Genomic DNA, 21,221 nt, shown 5'->3' on the forward strand with positions numbered 1-21,221 from the left:
ATCGTCAGGCGGTTTTTTATTGGGGCCGTGCGTACAATCCGCAACTAGTCCAGTCTTCCGATTCAACGCATGGCCAACCTCTTCTCCCGCTGGTTCGGCGCGCAACGCCGCGAGCGCGCGCTGCGCAAATACGCGATCGACGACGCGCTCTGGCAACGCACGCTCGACACGTATCCGTGCTTCGGACATCTGGACGCCAGCGACCTCGCGCGTCTGCGCGACACCGCGAGCCTTTTCATCGCGCAGAAGGAATTCTCGACGGCGCACGATCTCGAACTGACGGATCAGATGATCGTATCGATCGCCGCGCAGGCCTGTCTGCCGGTGCTCAATCTCGATCTCGATTTGTATCGCGGCTGGGTCGGTGTGATCGTGTATCCGGGCGAGTTCATCATCCGCAAAACCGTGGAGGACGAAGACGGCGTCGTGCACGAAGTCGAGCACGATGCGAGCGGCGAAGCGTGGGAAGGCGGCCCGGTCGTCCTGTCGTGGGAAGACGCGCAGATGGCCGACGGATCGGACGCCTACAACGTCGTCATCCACGAATTCGCGCACAAGATCGACATGGTGACGGGCGAGGCCGACGGTCATCCGCCGCTTTACCGGCGCTGGCACGCGCCGCTCGATTCGACCACGTGGTCCGACATTTTCGACAACGCCTATGACCAGTTCTGCGCACGCGTCGATGCGGTGCCGGAGCGCCGCTGGGCGCGGTTCGAACGCGACTCGCTGATCGATCCTTACGCGACCGATCATCCGTCGGAATTCTTCGCGGTGTGCAGCGAGGCGCTTTTCGTGACGCCGAAGCTGTTCGAAGCCGAATATCCCGAGCTTTACCGGCTGCTCGCGCGCTATTACCGGCAAGACCCGGCGGGCGTTGGGGCGCTCGTCGCGCCGGCTGCATGAGTTGCGCCGCGGCCTCCGAAAAAGATGTCAACCGACTGATTTTCTGGCATAATCGCCGTTTTTCGACCCTAGGCAAGTGACTCGCGCGGCACTAAAAAACGAGTGCAACGGGTTGGCTACCGCCAGATACCAGGAAAGACCATGAAAGAAGGCATTCACCCGGATTACCGCGAAGTCCTGTTCGTCGACATGTCGAACGACTTCAAGTTCGTGACCCGCTCGACCATCCAGACGCGCGAAACCGCCGAATTCAACGGCAAGACCTACCCGCTCGCGAAAATCGAAGTGTCGTCGGAATCGCACCCGTTCTACACCGGTCAGCAAAAGATCATGGACACGGCGGGCCGCGTCGAGAAGTTCAACAACAAGTTCGCGCGCTTCTCCACCAAGAAGTAAGTCGGGCTTCGGCTTCAGCGAAAAGGGCAGCTTCGGCTGCCCTTTTTTGTCGCCGGCAGCTTGGCGCATGCCACCGCACCGCCCTTGCTGCATCCGGCATGCATTGTTGCGCGGGTTACGGCGAGCTTCGATGAACCGCCCTTTACGCCGCCGCGCGACTACAATGCCGGTTGCTTTGGCCCCGTCGCGCATCCAGCGCGAATCAGCGGGCCGCTCTCCATCAAGCCTTCACGCATGCGATCTGTCGTTCGTCTGACCGCCTCCGCCACCAGCGCCCTGCCGCGCTGGCTTCTGCTCGCCATCTGCATCACCTATGCGTCGTTCGGACTGTTCGGCCGCGATCCGTGGAAGAACGAAGATGCGGGCGGCTTCGGCGTCATGTGGACGATGGCCAATGGCGACGCGCGCGACTGGCTGCTGCCTAACCTGGTCGGCAAGGCGCCGACCGCCGACGGCCCGCTGATGTACTGGCTCGGCGCATCGGCGATTCGGCTTTTGAGTCCGTGGGTCGATGCGAGCAACGCATCGCGCGTGGTCACGGGCCTGCTCTTCTGTCTCGCCTGCGCGTTCGTCTGGTATTCGGCCTATCTGCTCGGCCGGCGCGACGAGGCCCAGCCCTTCAAATATGCGTTCGGCGGCGAACCGGAGCCGCGCGACTACGGCCGCACGCTCGCCGATGGCGCACTGCTGATTCTGCTCGCGTGCTTCGGACTCGCCGAGCGCGGCCACGAGACCACGCCGCAGCTTGCGCAGTTCGCCGGCACCGCGATGCTCCTCTACGGCCTCGTGCGCAGCCTCGACAAGCCGATCCACGGCGGTCTCGTGTGGGGCGCGGCGCTTGGCGTAGTCGGCCTGTCGAGCTCGCCGGTGCTCGTCTTCGCGCTGTTGCTCTGCACGCTCGCGATGACGATCGTCGTCAAACAAATCCGCTCCGCGCCGCTCCTGATCTTCGGGCTGCCGGTCGCGATCCTGCTGATCGGCGCATGGGTGCTGCCGACACTGCATTACTTCCCGGATGACGGCGAATGGTGGCTGCGCCAATGGTGGCGCAACAGCTTCTCGTTCTTCTCCGGCACGCCCGGTTCGATATTCGGCTACGCGATCAAGAACCTGCCGCTCTTCACGTGGCCCGCGTGGCCGCTCGCGGTGTGGGCGTTCGTCAGTTGGGGCGGACTGCGCCGCTCGCCGCACGTCGGGGTGCCGCTGTCGATCATCGGGCCGCTGCTCGTGCTGGTCGTGCTGCAGGCGCACGAGACCAACCGGCTCTTCATGCTGCTTCTGCCGCCGCTTTCGGTGCTCGCGACGTTCGCGCTGCCTACCCTCAAGCGCGGCGCGATCAACGCGATCGACTGGTTCGCGATGCTGAGTTTCACGATCATCGGCTCGCTGGTGTGGCTCGTGTGGACCGCCGGCATGTTCGGCTTCCCCTCGGCGATGGCCCGCAATCTCGCGCGTCTCGCTCCGGGTTTCCATCCCGAGTTCAAGCTGATTTCCTTTGTGTGCGCGGTGGCCGTGACCGTCTGCTGGTTCCTGCTCGCGCGCTGGCGGCTCGCCCGTCATCCGAAGGTGCTGTGGCGCAGCGTCGTGCTGTCGAGTGCGGGCACCACGCTCATGTGGGTCCTACTCATGACGCTGTGGCTGCCGGTCGTGAACTACAGCCGGACGTATCGCGACGTGGCCGAGCAAATTGCCGATCATCTGCCGCCCGACTACACCTGCATCTCGCCCGTACGCCTCGGCGACGCGCAGATCGCCACCTTCGCGTATTTCGGCGGCATGCATTTCGCGTTCGATGAGGATTGCGATGTGATCCTGCGCCAGGATCCGGCCGATTACGGCGAGCCGTCGTCGATGTCGGCGTTCCAGTGGAAGCTCGTCTGGGAAGGCCGGCGCGTCGCCGACCGCGACGAGCGGTTCCGTCTCTACGTGCGCATCGAGCGTCCCGTGCCGCCGGCGAAGAAACCGCTGCGCCCGAAGAGCCTGCGCCGCGCGCAGTAATACGATGCGCGCGATACCGACTTCCGCGAGTACGACCGGCATGCTGAGCGATGTGCGCAAGATCGCCGCGCTCGCCTGGCCGGTGCTGATCGGCCAGCTCGCGGTGATCGCGTTCGGCGTGATCGACACCGCGATGGTCGGCCGCTTCTCCGCCACCGATCTCGCCGCGCTCGGTCTCGGCGGTTCCGTCTATATCTCGGTGTATATCGGCCTGACGGGCATTCTCGTCGCACTGCAGCCGATCGCCGGCCAGCTCTTCGGCGCGGGCCGCGAAAGCGAAATCGGCGAAGAGACGCGTCAGGCGTTCTGGCTCGCCGCCGCGCTCGCCGTGATCGGCTTCGTGCTGCTGTTCCATCCCGAGCCGCTTCTGTCGCTCGCCAAGACGCCGCCCGCGCTGCACGACCGCACCGTCGACTATCTGCGCATTCTGTCGTTCGGCCTGCCCGCGAGCCTCGCGTTTCGCGTCTATAGCTCGCTCACGAACGCGGTCGGCAAGCCGCGCCTCGTGATGTTCCTGCAGGTCGGCGGCCTGCTGCTCAAGTTTCCGCTCAACACGTGGTTCATCTTCGGCGGATTCGGCGTGCCGGCGCTGGGCGGTCCGGGTTGCGCGCTCGCGAGCACGCTCATCAACTGGGTGCTGGCGGCGGTCGGCATGACGGTGCTCCTCAAGGTCGAGTTCTTCCGCCCGTTCGCCATCTTCTCGCACTTCTGCTGGCCGGTCTGGCGGCGTCAGCTCGCGCTTATGCGACTCGGCATTCCGATGGGCCTCTCGTATCTGATCGAAGTCACGTCGTACACGTTCATGGCGCTCTTTATCTCGCGCTTCGGCACGACGACGCTCGCCGGTCATCAGATCGCGGGCAATCTCGGCGCGGTGCTGTACATGACGCCGCTCGCGATCGGCATCGCGTCGTCGACGCTCGTGTCGCAGGCGCTCGGCGCGCAACGCTACGACGACGCCCGCTCCATCTCGCGTCACGGCATCGGCATGGCGTGCGTGCTCGCGCTCGTGTACGGCGTGCTCCTGCTCGCGGCGCGTCCGCTCGTGATCGCGGCGTACACACCCGATGCGAACGTGATCGCGGCCGCGATGCCGCTCGTGCTCATCATCTTCTTCTATCACTTCTGCGATGCGCTGCAGATCACCACCGCGTTCATCCTGCGCGCATACAAGGTGACGCTCGTGCCGACCGTGATCTACGCGATCGCGCTATGGGGCATCGGGCTAGGCGGCGGTTATCTGCTCGGCTTCGATGTCGGCGGCGGCGTGCCCGAATGGCTGCAGGGCGCGCGCGGCTTCTGGATCGCGAATTCGGCGAGCCTCGGCGTCGCGGGCGTCGGCTTGTTCGTGTATTGGCGGCGCGTGAGTTCGCGGCATCTGCCGAACGTGCACGCAGATTGATCTTCCGTTAAAAAGCGTCGCCCGAGCGCAGCCGACGAAAGATCGACGTAAGGCTCCAGTAGAATTTCGCGTCGAGGAAAACTCGGAGCGAGTGGATGAGCCGCATAACAACGTCACAAAAAAAATGGATTCTGGCCGCAACCACGCTGATCGCCGCGTTGGGATTAAGCGCCGCGCTTCATCGGGCCGATGCCGCGCGCATCACGAGCGTGTCGCCGCAAGGCAAGGTCGCGCAAGTGCGGCAGGTCGTCGCCAAGTTCGACGAACCGATGACCGCCTTCGGCAATGCGGCCGCCGCCGCGCCCGGCAAGATCGCCTGTAGCGGCGCGGGCGCATCGGCTACCGCGGGCTCGGGCCGCTGGATCGACGCCAAGACCTGGGCCTTCGACTTCGAGCACGATCTGCCGCCCGGCGTGCGCTGCGCGCTCGATCTCTCGGACACCCTCAAATCCACGGCCGGCAACGCGCTTTCCGGCCCGCGCCACTTCGCGTTCCAGACGGGCGGACCGTTCGTCACACGCATCATGCCGGGCTACGGCGACATCGAAGAAAATCAGGCCTTCGTGCTGCGTCTGAACGGCCCGGCGACGCAGGCGTCCGTGCTGCAGCATGTCTGGTGCGAATCGAGCGCGCTCGGCAATCGCATTCCGGTCCGCGCCGTCGACGACGCCACGCGCGCCGCGCTGCTCAAACACTTCCGCCTGGAGAAAGAGAGCGATCGCGTACTGACGCTCGCGTGCCAGCAAACGTTGCCGTCCGCGACGAAAATGCAGCTCGTGTACGGCACGGGCGTGACGGGATCGAGCGGCATCGCCAATGACGTCGAGAAGCGCTTCAACTTCGACGTGCGCAAGCCCTTCACCGCCGGTTTCTCCTGCGAGCGCGAAAACGCCAACGCACCGTGCACGCCGCTGCGGCCGATGCGCCTCACGTTCTCCGCGCCGATCAGCCGCGCCGATGCGCAGAAGTTCGCACTGCGCGGTCCGAAAGGAAGCGCCGCGCCTCACTTCGATCCTAGCGACAAGGATGCGGAAGTCAGCGGCATCGAGTTCGCCGCGCCGCTGCCCGAGCGCGCCAGTCTCACCATCGAGGCGCCCGCGAATCTGAAAGACGTGAGCGGCCGCACGCTCGCCAACGCCGACCTTTTCCCGCTCAAGACCGCGACCGCCGCGATGCCGCCGCTCGCGAAATTCTCGTCGGGCACGTTCGGCATCATCGAGCGATTCGCGGAACCCGGCATGCCGGCGATGCTGCCGGTCACGCTGCGTCATGTCGAAGCGGACCTGCATGTGCAAGGGCTCCATTCGGGCACGTCGCAGATCACGAAGCTCAAGCTCGACGCCGACACGGACATCCGCGAGTGGATGCGCGCCGTCGACATGTTCGACGGCGTCTCGATGTCGCGCTCGTCCATCGAAAAGCTCATGCCCGCGATGCTGAACAACGGTATCGAGCCGGTCATCATCCCGAACAGGGACGGCTCGGTGTCGAACGATCCGCAAATCGACATTCGTTCGCTGTCGATGCTCGCGAAACAGCGCGGCGTCGAAACCCTCGCCCTGCCCGCCGCCGATCCGAAAGCGCTGCGTCCGTTCGAAGTCGTCGGCATTCCGCTGACAAAGCCGGGCTTCTATGTCGTCGAACTGAGTTCGCCGGCGCTCGGCGCATCGCTGCTCGACAAGAATCAGGCGATGTACATGCGAACGTCAGTGCTCGTCACCAATCTCGGCGTGCATTTCAAAGAGGGACGCGAGAACAGCGTCGTCTGGGTCACGACGCTCGACAAGGGCAAGCCCGTCGCGAACGCCGACGTGCGCGTCACCGACTGCAACGGCGATGAAATCGCCACCGCGAAAACCGATGCGCAAGGCATCGCGAAAATCGGCAAGCCGCTCGCGTCCGTGCGCCGATGCAACGAGCGCAGTCTCGCGTGGGGCGGCTTTTTCGTGTCCGCGCGCGTGAACGATCCCGTGAGCGGTCCGGACATGGCGTTCGTGACATCGGACTGGGATCGCGGCATCGAATCGTGGCGCTTCAACGTGCCGACCGACATGAGCGCGGCGCGCACGACGCGCGCGCATACGGTGTTCGACCGCACGCTGCTGCGCGCGGGCGAAACCGTATCCATGAAGCACCTGCTGCGCGTGCAAACGCTCGGCGGCTTCGCGTTTCCGAAGAGCTATCCAACGCGCGTGACGATCCGGCACGTCGGCAGCGGACAGACGTGGCATTTGCCGCTCAAATGGGCCGCCGATCACAGCGCCGATTCGACCTTCGCCGTGCCCGCCGCCGCGAAGCTCGGCGAATACAGCGTGTCGCTCGACAACGGCACAGCTTCATCCGACGACGATAGCGGCAACGCCAACGACAACGACAACCCGGTGACGCAGTCGTACGGAGCCGGCAGCTTCCGCGTGGAGGAATTCCGCCTGCCGGTGTTCAAAGGCTCGATCACGGCCGGCGAGGCCAAAGCGTCCGGTCTCGTCGCGGCGCAGGAAGCGCCGGTCGCGGTGCGGCTCGAATACGTGCAGGGCGGACCGGCATCGAATCTGCCGGTGCAGGTTTCCGCGCTCGTGCGCGATGCCGCGCCGCCCTTCGCTTCGCAATACGAAGCGTTCACTTTCGCGCCTTACCGCAAGCCGACGGACGACGGCGCGAGCGCGCCGGCCGAAGACGAAGACGAAGACAGCGAGCAGGAAGACCACGCGACGACGAAGCTCGTCGCCGACAAGCTGCGCGTCACGCTCGATCGCGAAGGCGCCGGCAAGGTCACGATCAAGCCGCTGCCGGCGCTCGAATCGCCGAAGCGTCTCACGCTCGAAGCGAGCTTCGCCGATCCGAACGGCGAGATTCAGACGATCAGCGGCGGCACGACGCTGTGGCCCGCCGACGTCGCGGTCGGCGTGAAAGCGGGACATTGGGTATCGGTCGGCGGCGCGCTGCCGGTGCAGGCGATCGCGCTAGATCTGCAGGGCAAGCCGCGCGCGGGCGTGTCGGTGGAGATCAAGGCCGTCGCTCGCGTGATGTCGAGCTCGAGAAAGCGCATGGTCGGCGGCTTCTACGCTTACGACAACCACACGGAGATCAAGGATCTCGGCACGCTGTGCAGCGGCAAGAGCGACGATCACGGCATCGTCTCGTGCGATGCGAAGCTGAAGGATGCCGGCAACGTCGATGTCATCGCGATCGCGAAAGACGGCGACGGCCGCGCGGCCAACGCGAGTACGTCCGTGTGGGTCACGCGCGCGGACGAGCTGTGGTTCGGCGGCGAGAACACCGACCGCATCGACGTGCTGCCGGAAAAGACGAGTTACGAGCCCGGCGAAACCGCGCGCTTCCAGGTCCGCATGCCGTTCCGCTCCGCGACGGCGCTCGTCGCCGTCGAGCGCGAGGGCATCGTCGAGACGCGCGTCGTCGAACTGAACGGCACCGATCCGAGCGTCGAGCTCAAAATCGAAGCGTCGTGGGCGCCGAACGTGTACATATCGGTGCTCGCGTTGCGCGGACGCATCCGCGAAGTGCCGTGGTATTCCTTCTTCACTTGGGGATGGAAGGCGCCGGTCGAATGGGCGCGCGCGTTCTGGTACGAAGGCCGTCAGTATCAGGCGCCGACGCCGCTCGTCGATTTGAGCAAGCCCGCGTTCCGCTACGGGCTGGCGTCGATCAAGGTCGGCACGGCGGCGCACAGGCTCGCGGTCAGCGTGAGTCCGGATGCGAAGTCGTACACCGTGCGAGGCAAGGCGCACGTCAAGGTGAAAGTCGCGCTGCCCGATGGCAAGCCCGCGCCCGCGGGCACGCAGATCGCCGTCGCGGCCGTCGATGAAGCCTTGCTCGAACTGATGCCGAATCGAAGCTGGGACGTGCTCGACGCGATGCTCGAACGGCGCGCGTACGGCGTGCAGACGGCGACCGCGCAGATGGAGATCGTCGGGCGGCGGCACTTCGGGCGCAAGGCGGTGCCTGCGGGCGGCGGCGGCGGACACAGCGCGACGCGCGAACTGTTCGACACGCTGCTGCTGTGGAATCCGCGCGTCACGCTCGATGCCAAAGGCGAAGCGACCATCGACGTTCCGCTGAACGACGCGCTCACGCGCTTTCGCATCGTCGCGGTGGCGGCGGTCGGCGCGGGACAGTTCGGCACCGGCAGCGCATCGATTCAGAGCACGCAGGACTTGCAACTGATATCGGGATTGCCGCCGCTCGTGCGTGTCGGCGATTCGTTCCGCGCGCAGTTCACGCTGCGCAACACGACCGCGCGGACGATGCGCGTCGTCATCACGCCGCATGCCGGCGCGCTGGCGCTCGATGCGCGCACGGTCGAGCTTGCGCCGGAATCGTCGCAGGAAGTCGCGTGGGAGGTCACGACGCCCGATGTGCTCGGCGCGAATTCATCCGCAGCGTTGGAATGGAACGTGACCGCGTCCGAACAGGCCGGACCCAGGGCGAGCGATGCCGTCAAACTGACGCAGAAAGTCGTCGCGGCGATTCCCGTCAATGTCCAGCAGGCGACCCTCGCGCAAGTCGACGGCACGCTCACGCTGCCCGTCGCGCCGCCCGCCGATGCAATCAAGTCGAGCGACGGCGCCGTGCGCGGCGGCATCGCGGTGTCGTTGCAATCGAAGCTCGCCGAAGGACTGCCCGGCGTGCGTCGCTGGTTCGAGCGCTATCCGTACAGTTGCCTCGAACAGCAGACTTCGCGCGCGCTCGGCCTGATGGACGCAGCGCTTTGGCAAGGCGTGCTCGCGCGGATGCCGTCGTATCTCGATCGCGACGGCCTCGCGAACTACTTCCCGCCCGCCGACGACGAGCGCCCGACCGGCAGCCCCGCCCTCACGGCCTATCTGCTCGCCGTCACCGATGAAGCCGCGAAACAGGATCGCCGTTTCGCGCTGCCCGACGATTTGCGCAATCAGATGGCGGCGGGCCTCGCGAATTTCGTCGACGGCAAGCTCGAGCGCAAGTTCTGGGCGCCGCGCAACGATCTCGACGATAGGAAGCTCGCCGCGATCGAAGCGCTCTCGCGCTATGGCCTTGCACAGCCGCGCATGCTCGGCTCGATCACGGTCGCGCCGGATCAGTGGCCGACATCCGCGGTGCTGGACTACTACGCAATCCTGTCGCGCGTCGACGGCATTCCGAATCGCGACGAGAAGCGTGCGCAGGCGGAGCAGATCATTCGCGCGCGTCTGACGTATCAGGGCACGCGACTCACGTTCTCGACCGAGCGCGACGACGATCTCTGGTGGCTCATGACCGGCACGGAAACCAACGCCGCGCGCACCGCGCTCATCTTCGCAGATGCGCCCGGCTGGAAGGACGAAATGCCGCGCGTCGTCGCGGGCCTGCTCGCGTTGCAGAAGCACGGCGCGTGGCAAACGACGACCGCCAATCTGTGGGGCGCGCTCGCCGTCGGCCGATTCTCGCAACTCTTCGAGAGCACGCCGGTGACGGGTCACGCGTCGATCCAGCTGGGCGCATCGGCGCAAAGCGTGAATTGGAGCGCCGCTGTCATGTCCACGCCCGCGCCCGCCTCGGCCACGCCCGCGACGAAGAACGCGAACGCGCGCAGCGTGATGCTGCCGTGGAGCAGCGGTTCGCTCACGCTCTCGCAGGACGGCACGGGCAAGCCGTGGGCGACGATCGAAAGTCTCGCGGCTGTCGCGTTGAAGGCGCCGTTCGCGGCGGGCTATCGCATCGCGAAAACCGTCACGCCGATCGATCCCGCCGTGAAAGGCGTGCTTTCGCGCGGCGATATCGTCCGCGTGCATCTCGACATCGACGCGCAAAGCGACATGACGTGGGTCGTCGTCAACGATCCGATTCCCGCGGGCGCGACGATCCTCGGCTCCGGTCTCGGACGCGATTCGGCTGCGGCGACCGAAGGCGAGAAGCGGGATGACGGCGCGTGGCCCGCGTTCGTCGAGCGTGGCTTCGATGGTTATCGCGCGTATTACGACTATCTGCCGAAGGGCAAGCTGAGCGTCGAATACACGATCCGCCTGAACAATCCGGGCACGTTCGGCCTGCCGCCGACGCGCGTCGAAGCGCTCTACGCGCCGTCGGCGTTCGGCGCGCTGCCGAATGCGCCGGTGGTCGTCAAGCCGCTCGCCGCGAAGTGATCCGATGAAACGCGCCGCCTGCCTTCTGATCGCATGCGCGCTATCGATGCCGGCGCAGGCGCAGCCGGGCTTCGACGAAGTGCGCGCGAACTGGCGCAGCTCCGACTGGGTGCTGCTCTCGCGCGACGGCGAGCCGCTCGCGCGCACGCGCGTCGACAAGAGCGCGCGGCGCGGCGACTGGATCGCGTTGTCCGACGTGTCGCCCGCCTTGCGCGAAGCGATCGTCGTATCGGAGGACAGGCGTTTCTACCAGCACGCGGGCGTCGACTGGCGCGGCGCCGCGGCAGCCGCGTGGGGCAATTTGTGGAACACGCGTACGCGCGGTGCATCGACGGTGACGATGCAACTCACCGGTCTCATCGACGATGACGGCAAGCGCGCCGGCCGCCGTTCGATCGGCGAAAAGGCCGGGCAGACAATCGGCGCGCTGTGGCTCGAACGCACCTGGCGCAAGGATCAGATTCTCGAGGCGTATCTGAATCTCGTGCCGTTTCGCGGCGAGATCGTCGGGTTGTCGGCGCTATCGCAGACGCTGTTCGGCAAGGCCCCTTCCGGTCTCGACGAACGCGAGTCGGCGCTCGCCGCCGCGCTGGTGCGCGCGCCGAACGCGCCCTTTGCGAAGGTCGCCGCGCGCGCGTGCGTGATTCTGCGCGACATGCAGACGCTGCACGGCGTCGCGCAGAGCGTCGATCCGTGCATCAATCTCGACAGCTACGTGCAGCTCACGTTGACCCGCACCGCGTCCGCGCCCGCCTTCGCTCAGGGCGACGACGCACTCGCGCCGCATCTCGCGCGACGCATCGCGGGCGAAGTGCATCCGAAGGCCGGCGCGCGCGTGCGCTCCACGCTCGACGCGCGCCTGCAACGCTTCGCCCGCGATACGCTCGCCCGCACGCTCGCCGAACTGAACGCGCGCGCGCATCCGCGCAATGTGCACGACGCGGCGGCCATCGTGATCGACAATCGTTCGGGGGACGTGCTCGCGTGGGTCGGCTCGGCGGGCGGCCTGTCGAACGCGCCGGAAGTCGACGCCGTACTCGCGGCACGTCAGGCCGGCTCGACGCTCAAGCCCTTTCTGTATGCGCAGGCGATCGACGAAAAGCGCGTCACCGCCGCCACGCTGCTCGACGACGCGCCGCTCGATCTCGCGACCGGCGGCGGCCTCTACATTCCGCAAAACTACGATCACGACTTCAAGGGCTGGGTAAGCGTGCGAACCGCGCTCGGCTCGTCGCTCAACGTGCCGGCGGTGCGTACGCTCGTGATGGTCACGCCGCATCGCTTCGCGAAGACGCTCGTCGCGCTCGGGCTGCCTTTGTCGCAAGCAGGCGATTACTATGGCTTTTCCCTCGCGCTCGGCAGCGCGGACGTGACGCTGGCGACGCTCGCCAACGCGTATCGCACGCTCGCGAACGGCGGCGTCGCACAGCCCTTCTTCGATCTCGCGGACCATCGGCCGGCGCAGGCGGGCACGCGCGTCTTCAGCCCGGAAGCGAGCTTCATCGTCACCGACATCCTCGCGGACAACAACGCACGCACGCGCACGTTCGGCTTCGACAGCGTGCTCGCCACGCGCACCTTCAGCGCCGTGAAAACCGGCACCAGCAAGGACATGCGCGACAACTGGGCGATCGGTTTCACATCGCGCTACACCGTGGGCGTCTGGGTCGGCAATGCCGACGGCGCGCCGATGTGGGACGTTTCCGGCGTGACGGGCGCGGCGCCGGCGTGGAACGCGATCGTCAACTATCTGAACCGGCGATCGGATAGCCGCGCGCCGCAAGCGCCATCGGGCGTCGTGACGACGCGCGTCACGTATCAGAACGACATCGAACCGGCGCGCAGCGAGTGGTTCGTGCGCGGCACGCAGATGAGCGCCATCGGTCTCACGGCGAACGCGGCGCAGGCGGCGCGCGGCGCGAACGCCGACGCGCGGGCCGCACGCATCGGCGCACCGACGGACGGCACGATCTTCGCGCTCGACCCTGACATTCCGCCGGCGCGTCAGCGCGTGTGGTTCACCCGCGTGGACGGCAGCGCGCGCCTCGCGTGGCGGCTCGACGGCAAACCCTACGGTCACGACGCCCGAGCGGCATGGCTGCCGTGGCCGGGCCGACATGTGCTCGAACTGGTCGATGCAAAAGGCGAAGTCGTCGATAAAGTCGGCTTCGAGGTCCGCGGCGCTTTCGCGAAGACGTCCGCGCGCACATCGAAGTGATGCGCGCACGCCCGCTAAAACAGCGACGTCATCCGTGCAGCGTTTTGCAACGTTAAAGATTGTGCGCGGGCGCGGTGCGCGCGGCGGGGTCGTGCACAATGCGGGCGCCATCGTTCGGGACGGTTTTTTGCCCTATCCTTAACGGCATCTTCCCGATTGGCCCGAACTTATCGATTCATCCTTTCTCTCAAGCCTGGAGTGCCGTCATGCTGAAAAAGCTGCTGATGCTGTGCTTTGCGTTCGTGCTGTCGATGGGAGCGGCGTTCGCCGCGGTCGATGTCAATACCGCCGATCAAGCCGCGCTGGAATCGGTGAAGGGTCTGGGGCCGGTGAAGTCGAAGGCGATCATCGACGAGCGCACGAAGAACGGCCCCTTCAAGGACGCCGACGATCTCGCGACTCGCGTCAAGGGTCTCGGCGCCAAATCGGTGACGAATCTGGAACAGAATGGGCTGACGATCGGCGGCTCGTCGCTGCCGCCGACAGGCAAACCGTCGAAGCCCGCGACGCCGTCGACGCAAGGCGGCAGCGCCGCGCCGAACTCGACGGTCAAATCGTCGACCGCGGCCACCGGCGCGACCTCGCCCGCAGCCACGACGGCGCAGACGCCGGCCACGACGCCTGCCGCGCCAGCATCGGGAACGAAGGCGTCGAAAAAATCGAAAAAGGACAGCGTAGCGTCGGCAGCAGCGAGTGCGTCGAGCCCTTCCGCCGCGAGCGAAGCGAAGCCCGCACAATCGAAACGCAGCAAGAAAGATAAGGCCGCCAGCGCCGCGGCTGCCAGTCAGTGATTCTTCGGGGAACCTTGTCGAAGGAAACTTGCCTTCGTATGACCATCGTCGAACGGCCGCTCGCGGCCGATGCCCGCGCCGCCGCGACCGGTTCCGAGCCGAATGCGGCGGCACAGGCGAACCCACCCCGCAACCTCTCGTAGTGAGACCGTCATGAGCCTACTCGATATCCTCGCCTCCACCCTCGGCAATTCGTCGCAACAACCGGGCGGCCAACCGGCTCAGTCCGGCCAGGCCGCGCTGATCGCAGCGGCGCTCGCTTTCGTCAACAGCCAGCCCGGCGGCCTCATGGGCCTGATCCAGCGCTTCCAGCAACACGGCGCGGGCGACGTGGTCCAGTCGTGGATCGGCACGGGCGAGAACAAGCCCATCAGCCCGGACACGCTCACGAACGTGCTCGGGCAGGACAACGTCGGCGCGCTCGCGCAGAAAGCAGGCGTCTCGGGCGACCAACTGTCCGGCATGCTCGCGGCGGTGCTGCCGCATATCGTCGATCGCGCAACGCCGAACGGTGAGGTGCCGCCCGAAGGCCAGCTCGATCTGACCGGCGTTCTGGGCTCGCTTGGCGGCCTCGCAGGTCTTTTTGGCAAGAGCGAAGAGCCCAAGCAAGGCTGAACGCGCTTTCACGCATTGAATCGAAAGCCCCGCCGGCGTTGAACCGAGCGGGGCTTTTGCGTTTCAGGCGGCTGCAAGCTTGCGTGTCATGTCCTCGATGATCGTGTAGCGGATCACACGCAGACACATCAGCTCGCCGCCGAGCGTCGCAGCGAGTCCCGGCCGCTCGGCGAGCAACGCCGCGTTTTTCTCTTCGACGCGCGCGTACAGATCGGCGGCCGCGCGCACGATCGAACCTGCGAGCGCATCCAGCAGCCGTTCGGCCGTCGTCCTGGCGATACCGAGCACTTCGCCCGCCCGCAGCATCAACGCGCGATCGAAGTCGTCGTAGTAGCGCGCGCCGAGGATGTCCCACGCGAACGATGCCCGCTTCGGCCATGCGTCCTTTTGATACGACGGCGTCGCGTATGCGGCTACGCTCAGCAGGTCGTAGAACGGCGCAAGCTGAATACCTTGGCGCGAGACGAGGAAACTCAGGTTTTTCAGATGCGCGTCCGAATTGCCCACCAGCACATTGAACACGAGCCACGAAAAGAGCCGCGTGCGTGCGGACGCCTGATTTCGGCAACGCGCGGCCAGCGTCGCGAGTTGCTCGACGCTGCCCTGCTCGTACTTGAACGTGCGCGCGAGGTCGAGCAACTGGCAAGCGTCGATGCTATGCAGCCGGCGCCATTGTCCCGCCCGCGACTCGCGGTCGAAGCGATCCACGAGATACACGGGAGAAGGCACGTAGCGCCGATGCACGCCCGGAACGCCGAGGCGCAGCTTGTCGGCGAGCTTCATCACGAACCATTCGTTGATGACCGAGTGCGGATAGTCATCGGTGTCCTGATGATTCGGCTTGAGGATATGCGTCGACGGTGTGCGGCCTGCCGGCTCGAACAACGCGTCGTCGCGCAACACCACCGCCAGCTTGTGCTGCGCGCCGGCGAGCGACATGCGTTTGAGTGCGTCGTGCGTGAGCGGCAGGCGGGGCAACGCGTCGATCCGCGCCTGCAACGCTTCGTCGGGCAGCAAGCGCTCGGCGGGCGGTTGCTCGTCGCTTGCACCGGGTGGACGCAGCGTCACCGAACCCGCCGATTCGGCACCGTAGTGCGCGAGCAGCGCGAAGGCATCGGCTTCGTTGCGAATGGCCGCGTCGCGCGCGAGCAGCGTGCGTTGGCCTTCTTCCGGAAGGAGGTTGTCGAAGTACCACTGCACCGAGCGGCGCGTGCTGCCGTCGCACAACGCGTTCGGTTGCAGCGGCAGCGCCGGACTCAGCGGATAACCGTCCACGCTGTCGCGCCACGCCGGCAGATAGGAGAAAGACCAGATGTCGTCGTCGGCGTTGAGCACGCCCACTTCGACGTCGTTGATGCTCGCGATCAGATTGCGGCGGCCTTCGAGCGTCGCGATGGTCTCAGGACTCATCCGCGTCCTCTCGTGCGCGACGACGTTTCTCGGCGCGCTCGACGCGGACGTAACGCTTGACCGCCTCTCCCGCGAAAAGCTCACCCGCTTCGTCCGGGATATCGACCGTCACGCGCACGCCCAAGCCTTCGAGCACTTGGAACAGCTTGCCCCAATGCACGCTCTCAGCGCCCTTCTCGACCTTGCCGAGAAAGCTCTCGCTGACGCCGATGCTGCCGGCCGCATCGTCCTGGCGAAGCCGTTGCGCTTTGCGCGCCGCACGCACTGCGACGCCGATTTCGCTCGCCGTTCGAATATCGATTTCCATAATTTGAATCCGTGCGATCGCAGGGACAAAACCGAGTCATTGTATGAGATCACGATAATCCATGCAAACGAATGGATTTTCATTCATCGCACGTGCTCCGCGCGGAAATCCGTGCGATCGCACGGATTATAGAAACAAAAAAGGCAACGAATCGCTCCGTTGCCTTTTTCGCCCGACCGCCGCCGCGCTACCGCTACGACCGAACCGCCCTCAATGCACCACGCGATCGAACACGAACTGGCCTTCCCGCACATCGACGGGAATGACGTCCTTCGGCCCGAACCGCCCCGCCAGAATCAGCTTGGCGACCGGATTCTCGATCTCCTGCTGGATCGCGCGCTTCAGCGGGCGCGCGCCGAACAGCGGGTCGTATCCGACCTTGCCGATCTGCGCGAGCGCTGCATCCGAGACGTCGAGGTCCATATCGAGCTTGGCGAGCCGCTCGTGCAGACGCGCCAGCTGAATCTTCGCGATGGACTCGATGTTCGTGCGATCGAGCGCATGAAACACGACGACATCGTCGATACGGTTCAGGAATTCCGGCCGGAAGTGCAGCTTCACTTCTTCCCACACGGCGTCCTTCACCCTTTCCTGCGGCTCGCCGACCATGCCCTGAATGACCTGCGAGCCGAGGTTCGACGTCATCACGATCACCGTGTTCTTGAAGTCCACGGTGCGGCCTTGACCGTCCGTCATGCGCCCGTCGTCGAGCACTTGCAGCAGCACGTTGAACACGTCCGGATGCGCCTTCTCGATTTCATCGAGCAGAATCACGCTGTACGGCTTGCGGCGCACGGCCTCGGTCAAATAGCCGCCTTCCTCATAACCGACGTATCCCGGCGGCGCGCCGATCAGACGCGCGACGCTGTGCTTCTCCATGAACTCGCTCATGTCGATGCGGATCAGATGATCTTCCGAATCGAACAGGAACGCCGCGAGCGCCTTGCACAGTTCCGTCTTGCCGACGCCCGTCGGCCCGAGGAACAGGAACGAGCCATACGGACGATTCGGATCCGACAGACCCGCACGCGAGCGGCGAATCGCGTCCGCGACGGCGCCGATCGCCTCGTCCTGGCCGATCACGCGCTCATGCAGCTTCGCTTCGATCTGCAGCAGCTTCTCGCGCTCGCCCTGCATCATCCGCGAAACGGGAATGCCGGTGGAACGCGACACGACTTCCGCGATTTCCTCGGCGCCGACCTGCGTGCGCAGAAGACGCGGACGCGTCGGGTTGTTCTGCTCCTGCGATTCGGCCTGCGTCACCTGCTTCAGACGCGCTTCGAGTTCCGGCAGCTTGCCGTATTGCAACTCGGCGACCTTCTCCAGCTTGCCTTCGCGCTGCAGACGCGTGATATCCGCGCGCACTTTCTCGATTTCTTCCTTCAGTTGCGCGCTGCCCTGCACCGCCGCTTTCTCGGCAGTCCAGATTTCCTCGAGATCGGAATACTCGCGATTGAGCCGGTCGATTTCCTCTTCGATGAGTTGCAGACGCTTCTGCGACGCCTCGTCCTTCTCCTTCTTCACGGCCTCGCGCTCGATTTTCAGCTGAATGAGACGACGATCCAGCTTGTCCATCTCTTCGGGCTTCGAATCGATTTCCATCTTGATGCGCGACGCGGCTTCGTCGATCAGATCGATGGCCTTGTCGGGCAAAAAGCGGTCCGTGATATAGCGATGCGACAACTCCGCCGCCGCGACGATAGCCGGATCGGTGATCTCGACGCCGTGATGCAGTTCGTACTTCTCCTGCAAGCCGCGCAGAATCGCGATGGTCGCCTCGACCGACGGTTCATCGACGAGCACTTTCTGGAAACGCCGCTCGAGCGCCGCGTCCTTTTCGATGTACTTGCGGTATTCGTCGAGCGTCGTCGCGCCGATGCAATGCAGCTCGCCGCGCGAGAGCGCCGGCTTGAGCATGTTGCCGGCGTCCATCGCGCCTTCGGCCTTGCCCGCGCCGACCATCGTGTGAATTTCGTCGATGAAGACGATGGTTTGCCCTTCGTCCTTCGCGATGTCGTGCAGCACGGCCTTCAGGCGCTCCTCGAACTCGCCGCGATACTTCGCGCCCGCGAGCAGCGCGGCCATGTCGAGCGAGAGCACGCGCTTGCCCTTGAGCGTTTCCGGCACTTCGCCATTGACGATGCGCTGCGCGAGTCCTTCGACGATCGCCGTCTTGCCGACGCCCGGCTCGCCGATCAGCACCGGATTGTTCTTCGTGCGGCGCTGGAGAATCTGGATCGAGCGGCGAATTTCATCGTCCCGGCCGATGACCGGATCGAGCTTGCCCGCACGGGCGCGTTCGGTCAGATCGACGGTGTATTTCTTGAGCGCCTCGCGCTGGCTTTCCGCGTCCTGGCTATTGACCTGCGCGCCGCCGCGCACGGCGTTGATCGCGGCTTCGAGCGCACGGCGCGTCAGGCCGTGCTGCTTCGCGAGACGGCCGGCTTCGCCACGGTCATCCGCGACGGCGATCAGGAACATCTCGCTCGCGATGTACGTGTCGTTGAGCTTCTGCGCTTCCTTGTCGGCGGCGTTGAGCAGGCCCGCGAGTTCGCGGCTGACTTGAACATTGCCGTCGGTGCCCTGGACTTGCGGCAGACGGTTGATCGCTTCGTTGAGCGCCGTTTGCAGCGCCTGAACCTGCACGCCCGCGTGCGACAGCAGCGAGCGCGCGGAGCCGTCCTGCTGCGCGATGAGCGCGGCCAGCAAATGCACCGGTTCGATGTACTGGTTGTCGCGCCCGACCGCGAGGCTCTGCGCGTCGGACAGCGCTTCCTGAAATTTGGTGGTGAGTTTGTCGATTCTCATTTTTTAAAAGCTCCGATTCTGAATACGACCAAAATGAGGCGCTTTTTGTCACTTTCAAGCATCGTTTGGGCCGGAAAGTGCTCTTTTTGCTCTTCGACAATGGCGGCAGCCAACCGCCCAGGCTCTGAATTGACCTACGGCGTCCGGGTTTCGTTCAACGCGTGCCGGCTGGAATCACGAAGGCGCGCGAAGCGCCCCGGGCGCACCCACCGCAATCGGCGCGATGCTGACGATGCCGAGCAGAGCCGCCAGATCGTTCGCGGGTTGAGCGAGCTCGCCGACCGTGTGCTTGTCGAGTTCGGCGAGAAAGGCGTCGCGCGCGGCTGCCAGCACGCCGCGCAACCGGCAGGCCGGCTGAATGACGCAGCGCGCGTGCGACGAGGCTTGCCGATCCGCCGGCTGATTCACGAGGCAGCCCACGAGCGCGAAATCGCTTTCGGTTCTGCGCACGATGTCGCCGATCGTGAGGTCGTTCGTCCGCGATGAAAGTTTCAGTCCGCCGTTGCGGCCGCGCACGGTCTCGACCCACCCGAGTTCGCCAAGCTGCTGGACGATTTTCATCAGATGGTTCTTCGAAATGCCATATGCATCCGAGATTTCCTGAATCGTCGAAAGGCCGGAAGGTCGAACCGAGAGATAGAGCAGGACGCGCAGCGAATAATCGGTGTAATCGGTGAGTCGCATGATCTCGCGCGGAGAAAGTGGATGCAAAAGCGCCTCGGGATTTCGACGAAACGCGCGTATCGTCAAGGAGTCCGCGTCAAGACGAGGGACGATGACACGAGCGGACGTGGCTGACTTACCATCGGCGCACCGCTCGCCCGCGTCGTACCAAAATGCACGGAATCCGTACAAGCGTGCTTTTCGTACGGCTTGAGACGCGCGTCGACGAATCGGCCGCATGGATGCGCCATTTTGCGGCATCTTTACATTCTTCGCCGGAAAATATCTGATCCGCCTTCACTGTTTCAAAGATGACGAACACCGAACACCTTTCCGCCGATGCCCCTCGCGAACGCGCACCCAGCGAAGCCAATGTCCGCGCGCTGGTAGAAGCCTTCTATCGGCGCGTCGATGACGATGCGCTCCTCGGGCCGATCTTTTCGCGCGCGCTCGCCGGCCGCTGGGACGAGCATCTCGCCAAAATGACCACCTTCTGGTCGAGTCTCGTGCTCGGATCGAAGCAATATCGCGGCAACGTGCAGGAAGCGCATCGCCCGATCGACGATATCGAGCCGCAACACTTCGCGCGCTGGCTGTCGCTGTTTCTCAACACGGTCGAGTCGCGCTATGAGCCGGCCGCGGCCGTGCAGTTCATGGAACCCGCGCTGCGCATCGCGCAGAGCTTGCAGTTGAGCAAGTTCGGCTGGGACTACGAGATTCCCGTCGAGCAGCAGGAACTCCTCGCGGCGCTGAAGCGGCAGCGCACGGGCGGCGCGCCCGAGCCGCGCTTCCCCGAGCGTCCCGACGCCGAGCCGTTTCCCGCGAAGTTCATCGGCAAGTCGGCCGACGAAAAATGACGCCGGTCAGGTCTGCCAGCGCGCGAGCGCCGTATCGTCGGACTCGCGCGCGTCGACCCAGCGTTCGCCCGCTTCGGTCTTCTCTTTCTTCCAGAACGGCGCCTGCGTCTTGAGATAGTCCATCACGAAGGCGCAGGATTCGAACGCCTCCGCGCGATGCATCGCCGTCGTCGCGACGAGCACGATCTGATCGAGCGGCTTGAGTTTGCCCACGCGATGCACGATCAGCACGTCCGAGCCGCGCCAGCGCTCGCGCGCCTGATCGGCGATCGCTTCGAGCGATTTTTCCGTCATGCCGGGGTAATGCTCGAGTTCCATCGTCTCGACGGCGCTGCCTTCGTTCAGATCGCGCACCGTGCCGACGAAACACGCGACCGCGCCCACTTTCGGATTGTCGGCGCGCAACGCGGCCACTTCCGCGCTGATGTCGAAATCGGCTTCCTGCACGCGGATTTTCGAACGCGTGTTCATCTCAGCCACCCGTCACAGGCGGAAAGAACGCCACTTCGCAACCCTCGGTGATGCGCTGTGACGGACTCGTCATCACGTGATTGCAGGCCATGCGCAATGCACGGCCTTCCGCGAGCGTCTCTTCCCACACGCCGCCGCGCATGCGCAGCCACGCGCGCACGTCGCCGACATTGACCACCGTGTCCGGCACGCTGACCGTCTCGTTCGCGACGCCCAGCGCCTCGCGCACGCTCGCAAAAAATCTCAAATCGATCTTCATT

The 21,221-nt window shown here is 65.2% G+C and carries 15 protein-coding genes; 9 read left to right on the forward strand and 6 right to left on the reverse strand.

Translation table 11 applies throughout. The features are described 5' to 3' along the window. Nucleotides 1-69 precede the first annotated feature (69 nt). From LDZ23_RS07955 to LDZ23_RS07990, 8 genes are all read left to right on the forward strand, one after another. Nucleotides 70-906: a M90 family metallopeptidase gene (locus LDZ23_RS07955; RefSeq protein WP_034473724.1), complete on the forward strand. Its 837-nt coding sequence runs from the start codon at nucleotides 70-72 to the stop codon at nucleotides 904-906. A gap of 141 nt (nucleotides 907-1,047) precedes the next feature. After that, the gene (locus LDZ23_RS07960) at nucleotides 1,048-1,302 is read left to right on the forward strand and encodes a type B 50S ribosomal protein L31 (RefSeq protein ID WP_008349325.1); all 255 of its coding nucleotides are present in this window, start codon (nucleotides 1,048-1,050) and stop codon (nucleotides 1,300-1,302) included. Between the two features lie 234 nt (nucleotides 1,303-1,536). Next, the gene (locus LDZ23_RS07965) at nucleotides 1,537-3,300 is read left to right on the forward strand and encodes an ArnT family glycosyltransferase (RefSeq protein ID WP_008349322.1); all 1,764 of its coding nucleotides are present in this window, start codon (nucleotides 1,537-1,539) and stop codon (nucleotides 3,298-3,300) included. A gap of 40 nt (nucleotides 3,301-3,340) precedes the next feature. Next, on the forward strand, nucleotides 3,341-4,702 hold the full coding sequence (locus LDZ23_RS07970) for an MATE family efflux transporter (RefSeq protein WP_034473747.1): 1,362 nt from the start codon (nucleotides 3,341-3,343) through the stop codon (nucleotides 4,700-4,702). Between the two features lie 95 nt (nucleotides 4,703-4,797). Further along, nucleotides 4,798-10,821: an Ig-like domain-containing alpha-2-macroglobulin family protein gene (locus tag LDZ23_RS07975; protein ID WP_244807388.1), complete on the forward strand. Its 6,024-nt coding sequence runs from the start codon at nucleotides 4,798-4,800 to the stop codon at nucleotides 10,819-10,821. A 4-nt stretch (nucleotides 10,822-10,825) separates the two neighbouring features. Then, nucleotides 10,826-13,039 (forward strand): penicillin-binding protein 1C, encoded by a 2,214-nt coding sequence (pbpC, locus tag LDZ23_RS07980; RefSeq protein WP_244807389.1) that lies wholly within the window; start codon nucleotides 10,826-10,828, stop codon nucleotides 13,037-13,039. Between the two features lie 206 nt (nucleotides 13,040-13,245). Further along, the gene (locus LDZ23_RS07985) at nucleotides 13,246-13,830 is read left to right on the forward strand and encodes a ComEA family DNA-binding protein (protein WP_034473175.1); all 585 of its coding nucleotides are present in this window, start codon (nucleotides 13,246-13,248) and stop codon (nucleotides 13,828-13,830) included. 153 nt (nucleotides 13,831-13,983) lie between these two features. Further along, the gene (locus LDZ23_RS07990) at nucleotides 13,984-14,445 is read left to right on the forward strand and encodes a YidB family protein (RefSeq protein ID WP_008349311.1); all 462 of its coding nucleotides are present in this window, start codon (nucleotides 13,984-13,986) and stop codon (nucleotides 14,443-14,445) included. 63 nt (nucleotides 14,446-14,508) lie between these two features. On the opposite strand, the gene LDZ23_RS07995 is transcribed toward LDZ23_RS07990, so the two are convergent. The 4 genes from LDZ23_RS07995 to LDZ23_RS08010 all read right to left on the reverse strand — a co-directional run bounded on the left by LDZ23_RS07995 (nucleotide 14,509) and on the right by LDZ23_RS08010 (nucleotide 19,654). Then, nucleotides 14,509-15,855 carry a HipA domain-containing protein gene (locus LDZ23_RS07995; RefSeq protein ID WP_051996632.1) on the reverse strand — a complete coding sequence of 449 codons (1,347 nt, stop codon included), beginning with the start codon at nucleotides 15,853-15,855 and terminating at the stop codon, nucleotides 14,509-14,511. After that, nucleotides 15,845-16,162: a helix-turn-helix domain-containing protein gene (locus LDZ23_RS08000; protein ID WP_008349308.1), complete on the reverse strand. Its 318-nt coding sequence runs from the start codon at nucleotides 16,160-16,162 to the stop codon at nucleotides 15,845-15,847. The genes LDZ23_RS07995 and LDZ23_RS08000 overlap by 11 nt, the downstream gene beginning before the upstream one ends. Before the next feature lie 210 nt (nucleotides 16,163-16,372). After that, entirely contained in the window at nucleotides 16,373-18,970 is a 2,598-nt protein-coding gene (gene clpB, locus LDZ23_RS08005) for an ATP-dependent chaperone ClpB (RefSeq protein WP_008349306.1), read from the reverse strand. A 174-nt stretch (nucleotides 18,971-19,144) separates the two neighbouring features. Next, nucleotides 19,145-19,654, reverse strand: coding sequence for an Rrf2 family transcriptional regulator (locus tag LDZ23_RS08010; RefSeq protein WP_034473177.1), 510 nt, complete (start codon nucleotides 19,652-19,654; stop codon nucleotides 19,145-19,147). Between the two features lie 290 nt (nucleotides 19,655-19,944). Between LDZ23_RS08010 and LDZ23_RS08015 the strand changes: the two genes are divergently transcribed. Next, a complete protein-coding gene (locus tag LDZ23_RS08015; protein ID WP_034473178.1) occupies nucleotides 19,945-20,490 on the forward strand; it encodes a group III truncated hemoglobin in 546 nt (181 codons plus the stop codon). Between the two features lie 6 nt (nucleotides 20,491-20,496). Here the strand turns inward: LDZ23_RS08015 and moaE are convergent, their stop codons facing one another. Both moaE and moaD read right to left on the reverse strand, forming a co-directional pair. Next, nucleotides 20,497-20,961, reverse strand: a complete 465-nt coding sequence (gene moaE, locus LDZ23_RS08020) for a molybdopterin synthase catalytic subunit MoaE (protein WP_034473179.1) — start codon at nucleotides 20,959-20,961, stop codon at nucleotides 20,497-20,499. A gap of 1 nt (nucleotide 20,962) precedes the next feature. Further along, nucleotides 20,963-21,220: a molybdopterin converting factor subunit 1 gene (gene moaD / locus LDZ23_RS08025; protein ID WP_034473180.1), complete on the reverse strand. Its 258-nt coding sequence runs from the start codon at nucleotides 21,218-21,220 to the stop codon at nucleotides 20,963-20,965. Between the last annotated feature and the right edge of the window lies 1 nt (nucleotide 21,221).

The organism is Caballeronia zhejiangensis, assembly GCF_022879815.1.
GTDB classification, from domain to species: Bacteria; Pseudomonadota; Gammaproteobacteria; order Burkholderiales; family Burkholderiaceae; genus Caballeronia; species Caballeronia zhejiangensis.

Coding starts and splice junctions, on each gene's coding strand:
- LDZ23_RS07955 (WP_034473724.1), top strand. CDS start 70: ATGGCCAACCTCTTCTCCCGCTGGTTCGGCGCGCAACGCCGCGAGCGC.
- LDZ23_RS07960 (WP_008349325.1), top strand. CDS start 1,048: ATGAAAGAAGGCATTCACCCGGATTACCGCGAAGTCCTGTTCGTCGAC.
- LDZ23_RS07965 (WP_008349322.1), top strand. CDS start 1,537: ATGCGATCTGTCGTTCGTCTGACCGCCTCCGCCACCAGCGCCCTGCCG.
- LDZ23_RS07970 (WP_034473747.1), top strand. CDS start 3,341: ATGCTGAGCGATGTGCGCAAGATCGCCGCGCTCGCCTGGCCGGTGCTG.
- LDZ23_RS07975 (WP_244807388.1), top strand. CDS start 4,798: ATGAGCCGCATAACAACGTCACAAAAAAAATGGATTCTGGCCGCAACC.
- pbpC (WP_244807389.1), top strand. CDS start 10,826: ATGAAACGCGCCGCCTGCCTTCTGATCGCATGCGCGCTATCGATGCCG.
- LDZ23_RS07985 (WP_034473175.1), top strand. CDS start 13,246: ATGCTGAAAAAGCTGCTGATGCTGTGCTTTGCGTTCGTGCTGTCGATG.
- LDZ23_RS07990 (WP_008349311.1), top strand. CDS start 13,984: ATGAGCCTACTCGATATCCTCGCCTCCACCCTCGGCAATTCGTCGCAA.
- LDZ23_RS07995 (WP_051996632.1), bottom strand. CDS start 15,855: ATGAGTCCTGAGACCATCGCGACGCTCGAAGGCCGCCGCAATCTGATC.
- LDZ23_RS08000 (WP_008349308.1), bottom strand. CDS start 16,162: ATGGAAATCGATATTCGAACGGCGAGCGAAATCGGCGTCGCAGTGCGT.
- clpB (WP_008349306.1), bottom strand. CDS start 18,970: ATGAGAATCGACAAACTCACCACCAAATTTCAGGAAGCGCTGTCCGAC.
- LDZ23_RS08010 (WP_034473177.1), bottom strand. CDS start 19,654: ATGCGACTCACCGATTACACCGATTATTCGCTGCGCGTCCTGCTCTAT.
- LDZ23_RS08015 (WP_034473178.1), top strand. CDS start 19,945: ATGACGAACACCGAACACCTTTCCGCCGATGCCCCTCGCGAACGCGCA.
- moaE (WP_034473179.1), bottom strand. CDS start 20,961: ATGAACACGCGTTCGAAAATCCGCGTGCAGGAAGCCGATTTCGACATC.
- moaD (WP_034473180.1), bottom strand. CDS start 21,220: ATGAAGATCGATTTGAGATTTTTTGCGAGCGTGCGCGAGGCGCTGGGC.